This window comes from uncultured Gimesia sp., from assembly GCF_937919775.1.
In the GTDB taxonomy this organism is placed as follows: Bacteria; Planctomycetota; Planctomycetia; order Planctomycetales; family Planctomycetaceae; genus Gimesia.
This window is the reverse complement of record NZ_CALFPF010000287.1, coordinates 1-5268: the sequence shown is the minus strand read 5'-3', so window position 1 is coordinate 5268 and position 5268 is coordinate 1. Positions and strand designations below refer to the sequence as shown.

Annotated in this window: 5 protein-coding genes; all 5 read right to left on the bottom strand. The window is 49.1% G+C overall.

Features of this window, described 5'->3' with window-relative positions:
- The coding region (locus Q0294_RS07810) for a hypothetical protein (RefSeq protein WP_299462917.1) at positions 1–1102 on the bottom strand (1102 nt) is incomplete at its 3' end.
- Positions 1103–1180: 78 nt separating this feature from the next.
- On the bottom strand, positions 1181–2464 hold the full coding sequence (locus tag Q0294_RS07805) for a glycosyltransferase family 2 protein (protein WP_299462914.1): 1284 nt from the start codon (positions 2462–2464) through the stop codon (positions 1181–1183).
- Positions 2461–3051 (bottom strand): serine acetyltransferase, encoded by a 591-nt coding sequence (locus tag Q0294_RS07800; protein WP_299462911.1) that lies wholly within the window; start codon positions 3049–3051, stop codon positions 2461–2463. The genes Q0294_RS07805 and Q0294_RS07800 overlap by 4 nt, the downstream gene beginning before the upstream one ends.
- A 56-nt stretch (positions 3052–3107) precedes the next feature.
- The gene (locus Q0294_RS07795) at positions 3108–4508 is read right to left on the bottom strand and encodes a hypothetical protein (RefSeq protein WP_299462908.1); all 1401 of its coding nucleotides are present in this window, start codon (positions 4506–4508) and stop codon (positions 3108–3110) included.
- A gap of 27 nt (positions 4509–4535) precedes the next feature.
- The coding region (locus Q0294_RS07790) for a polysaccharide deacetylase family protein (protein WP_366917922.1) at positions 4536–5268 on the bottom strand (733 nt) is incomplete at its 5' end.

Below are 5268 nucleotides of genomic sequence, written 5' to 3'. Positions count from 1 at the left end.
CACAATTTTTCTCTGCATGGATGGCTTCGAAGTCGGGAACGGTTTGCCCCTGTTCCGCCTGATGAATTAACGAAGCCATTTCCCAGGCTGTGACATAGTAGTATTTCCATTCCGGATGCCTGTCTGCTTCCTGCCGAAGAGCGGAGTGAAAGGCTTCCGTTTCCGGTCCCAGCAAGGTATCGATATTTCCGGGTTTGGCACCATGTGTATGCAGTTTGATAAAGGTCCAGTCGGGACGACCTGCCACATGGACGTCCGCTGCCAGCCAGTGTTGAAGGCGATTTATGGTTGCAGGGCGGCCACCATGCAGATCGGAATTTTCAATCCGGGGCAGGCATCCCCATTTACGTTGACTCCAGTCGAGTCGCAGAGGCCCCTGAATCATCAGGAGACTATCCTGCTCAGGCGACTGGCCGACACGAGCGAGCGTACCCTGATCGTGTGATTTGCGTTCGCCCGGGCGATGTTTTGCATAATAGAGACTGTTCACGATCTGAGTTTGTGTGTTACTGGGGGCAGAGGGCATCGTGAGGTCAGCGTAACAGCCCGTTTCTAAAAGGATTTCAATTTCATTATCGACTCCACACCAGCGACCATCGGGGCGGGAATTGCACAGCGCCCAGTTGCCGTGAATAAATCCGTACAGAATTTCTCCGGTCAACGGATCTTTTCTTAGCAATCCGTGCCGATTAAAAAGTGTCTGGCGGAATTCGTTCATCTTCTGGCGAAGCCCTTCCGCCGTATCGTGGTCATGATGCAGATGCACGTCAACATCGCCGTAACCTTGTTTGCAGAGTACGGCCAGGCGATCGAGGTACTCGGGAGCATACTGGTCCTGTGGAAAGAAAAAAGTATGCTGCGGGACCTGCCCGCGTGAGTCACTGAATTTTGAAAATCGGTCCGGATACTCCTGGCACCAGCGATCGACGCGGGCCAGCGCTTCAGAATTGGTCGGGTTGCCCCACTCTGGCTCGAAATGATCGCAGACAGCGATAAAAATATGCCGAGGCTGCTCAGGACTGAAGGTGACTGAGTCTTTATTTTCTTTCGCACGATAATAACCGGGAAGCCAATACTGCATATTCCGCGCGCGGATAGCCATATAAAGACAACCTGAAAGGCCAACCGCTACAATCACGCAAACGGTAATACAGATAATCGAGAATGAAGTCATCACAGATCAGCTTTTTGAAGAGTGGGTTAATTCTGTCAGTGAGGTTTCCGAGTCCTGGGGGATGAGTTCTGTTTCGGCGAACTCAAGATATTCAACAGGTAGTGCAACTGTATGGGTGCGATCGGTTCGTTCCCAGGTACCGTTTTGCCGGGTGAAAAGCCAATGATAGAGTCCGAGCGCTAACGCCAGATTCATTTGGACGAACATTCCGGGGAGGCGACAGAATGTGAGATAGCGGCCCCCAGTCACAAATTTCATGCCGACCAACGCAGATAGATAAAAGAGTCCTTGTGCCATCAGGGTGATCTGATAAATCGGATTGTTTAACAGGCAAAGATTGGCCAGCAGGGCGATAGCCATAAAGACCGGGCAGAACCAGCGCAGCAGCTTATGAGACCAGAAAGCGAAGGCCAGGTATCCATATTTCGGGTTTAAAAGTCCTTTTAACTGTTTCAGACTTTGAAAAGCCCCGGTACCAATTCTGGAACGTCGCTGAAATTCGGCTTGGACAGTAGGTGCTGTTTCCTCGGATGCAAATGCCCTGTCATCGTAAATCAATTGGTGTCCAGCCAGATGAATTCGCATTCCGATCAGGAAGTCGTCATTAATGGTATCCGATGGAATAGGGGTATAAAGTATTTTGCGAAGTGCATACAGAGCACCATTCACACCCAGGACTGCTCCCAGTTTGTTTTCACAGTGTTTCAGGAAATTTTCGTATCGCCAGTAGAGGCCGTCCACATTTTTACCTGTGACCTGATCTTCCAGAATGAGTTGTCCGCAGACGCAGCCGATAGATTCGATCTGAAAGTGTTTCACGAGCTCTTTAATGCATTGCGGATCCATCTGTGTGTTCGCATCAGAAAACACAATGATTTCCCCTTGTGCCTCGGGAACACAATCATTCAGAACAGATGCTTTACCGCGGCGTTGTTCAAACTGGATGAGCCGAATTCGATCATCATTATAAGAGCTGACGAGCTCGCCTGTCAGGTCTAAATTTCCATCGCAGCCAATCAAGATTTCCAGTTTATCACTCGGATAGTCAAGTTTTGCCAGATTGTTGAGACGCTCCAGAATAACCGATTCTTCACGGTAAGCGGCGATCACAATCGAGACGGCAGGCAAGGAGTTCGGGGCCGAATTTCCGTCTTTTTCAAGTGTTTGATGTGGATTATGTGCAGCTTGTCGTCGCGACAGCAGCCAGACCAGCAGGGGATAACCTGCGTATGTATAAGCGATGAGTGCGATAGCACTCCAGAATGAAATTTCGATCAGGATGGGCATCATAGCGCTGATCCTTTCTGATGTTGATGATAAGGAGTGTCTGCCTCTGTCCGGTTTGCCTCGTCCTGTTTAACCGACGGACTTTCGGAGTGAACTCTCAAGACCCGTGCCGGAATGCCTCCGACTGTTGTGTGAGATTCCACGTTTTTCACCACCACAGCATTGGCACCGACTTTCGAATGTGAGCCTATTTGAACCGGGCCGATGATTTTTGCTCCCGCACCGATGAAAATATCAGAGCCGAGAACCGGGGAAATATTTCGTTCTGCACCAATGGTCACCTGGTGTTCCAGCTTGATATCATCACCCGCGATGACTGATCCGTTAATTACAATGCCCTGGCTGTGAATGATCACGAAACGACGGCCGAAATCTGCGCCCCGTCCAATGATACACTGGCAGAAAATGGCGTTGCATTTATTAAAAATCATGGCCAGTGGGACCAGTTTCCAGCGACTGGACCACTGCATCAGCCGATACCAGAGCATGGCCATCGTGCCATCCGTCAGGCATGTCTTCAGCAGGGTGCGGGCAGAAACCGAGCCGTAGCACCATTCTGATTTTGCTTTCAGATCTTCCCAGAACTTCATCTAATGCTCACTTCTTAGTTTTCCGATGGTTTACAGCACCTGTGAAATCCGATTGCTCAGGCATGATTTCGTACCAGGAGATTCAGTAATTCTGCCAATTGCCCTGCCTGAAACTCCCGATTAAACTGATTTATTTTTTCGGGATTTGACATTGGAGAAGCAGTCTGTCCCGTTAATCGAGTTTTAAGCCAGCGGACGATACCAGCTGTGTCGTCGGCACGGAAATTTCCTGCAGGCCAGAAATCGTGCAGAATACCTGCGGTTTCACCGGCTGGGGTGATCGATAAAATTTCACGATTGATGGCCAGATATTCAAATAATTTTGCCGGCGCAACACGGTTTGCGCCATCCACATCACTCAGCAGCAAACAAAGGGCATCTGCGGCTGCCATTTTCTTTAATGCTTCCTGATGGGCACAATATTCTTCGTTGATGAGGGTACAGGCTGTCTGATTAATTCGTTCGAGTAATGCCAGCTGTTCCGGTGTTTTTCTACCGATGAATTGTAATTCCAGTTTACTTAGAATCTCCGGATTGTCTTGGTGGATCGATTCAATCGCTTTGATCAACGGCTCAACCGTAGTCAGATTCCAGAGTGTACCCGTATAAACGATGCGGAATCGTTTTGACTTACTGGGAGCATGACGACATTCATCCAGTGACTCAAAATCATCCAGGTCAAATCCGTTGTAAATACATTTTCCGATGGCATCGGTGCCAAACTGATGTGCGCGGTCCAAAAGTCGTTCCGTACTGGCCTGGGTTGTTGCAACGATTGCATCCGAGGCTTTCATGACCGACTTCTGCAGCCTGGTCTGGATCAGGTGAGAAATATGATCCTGCTGATGGTTTTCCAGATACTTGCTACTGAGGTCCCATTCATCCCGGAAGTCGGCAACCAGAGGTAAATCAAATATCTTTTTCAGTTTGCTGGCCAGGATCAAATTGGAATAGGGAGGGGCAGTTGCCAGGATCGCATCATGGTGCACGTTTTTGAGCAGTCTTTTTCCCGCTTTCAATGCGTTCGGATACCAGAGGATTTGTGCATCGGGCTGCAGTAAAAGACCGGCGCCTGCTTTAATCACTTTACGGCAGGCTGTTTTCAGCGGAGAAAGCAGGCCGGTTGGCTGACCAGTTCTCTTTTGAGTTGCCATATTTTTTTTGAGAGAATAGTCCGGTTCCCAGGTTCGCGTTTTTTCCAGATGAGTGTCTTCAGGTATGTCGACCAGGAGACTGTTGTCAAACACCGGGACTGAAGGATTGGCGGCCATTAATACACTGACGTCCCAGCCAAACTGGCGCAGGTATTTGACAAACTTGACTGGCCTTTGTACTCCCGCACCTCCGACAGGCGGGAAATGATAGCTGATCAGCAGCAGGCGTTTCCTCTCTGTAGATCGAAGTGGCCGCTCGCCTGAGTCTGGTAAGTCAATTGGCTGCGAAATTATTGTGGACATTGAAAGGAATTCCTCGAATATATAATTTCAGGCACGAGCCCGTTGATTGATAATGGATTGGTAACTTTTGTGTGACAGCCAGTGGCTGACAATATGAGATTGGATTTGATAATCCGGATGTTCAGAAAGATATCGCACCGCCTCGATCGCGTAGGGATGGTTATCGTGCATTAAGCAGAAGTTTCCTTCCTGCGGTGTGTATTGCCGACACCAGTCTGTCATTTGAGAAGGGGTTGTCATGAAATAATCACGAGGGTCGATATCCCAGAGGACTACCGTTCGGCGTTGGAGCCAGAGTCCCAGCAATTTTCCGATCGTCAGCTTACCTTTCGGAGGGCGTACCAGATCGGGAGTGTGCCCTGTGATCTGTTGCAGCAGTTGGTTTGTTAGATTAATTTCGTCCAGAAATTGACGCGTTGATGTTCGAGATGGTTCACTGTGGGTGAACGTGTGGTTTCCGACTTCGTGACCTTCGTCGATCATACGTTCGATTAATTCCGGATATTGTTTTGCCAACTCTCCAATCACAAAAAAAGTGGCTCGCTGGTGATATCGTTTCAGGATGTCCAGCAGTTGTGGCGTGTAATCTGGATGAGGGCCATCATCGAAAGTAAGAGAGAGATTGATTTTTGTTCGACCCGCGCTTGAAAAAGGGCTGGTCGGTATCCTGGCGTAATTTTGTGCAGGTGTACCGTGTTCCATGAACGTAACCGTTTCAGCAAATACACGGTCTATCAACGGCTGAACTGAATCACAGCCG

Coding starts and splice junctions, on each gene's coding strand:
- Q0294_RS07805 (WP_299462914.1), bottom strand. CDS start 2,464: ATGATGCCCATCCTGATCGAAATTTCATTCTGGAGTGCTATCGCACTC.
- Q0294_RS07795 (WP_299462908.1), bottom strand. CDS start 4,508: ATGTCCACAATAATTTCGCAGCCAATTGACTTACCAGACTCAGGCGAG.
- Q0294_RS07800 (WP_299462911.1), bottom strand. CDS start 3,051: ATGAAGTTCTGGGAAGATCTGAAAGCAAAATCAGAATGGTGCTACGGC.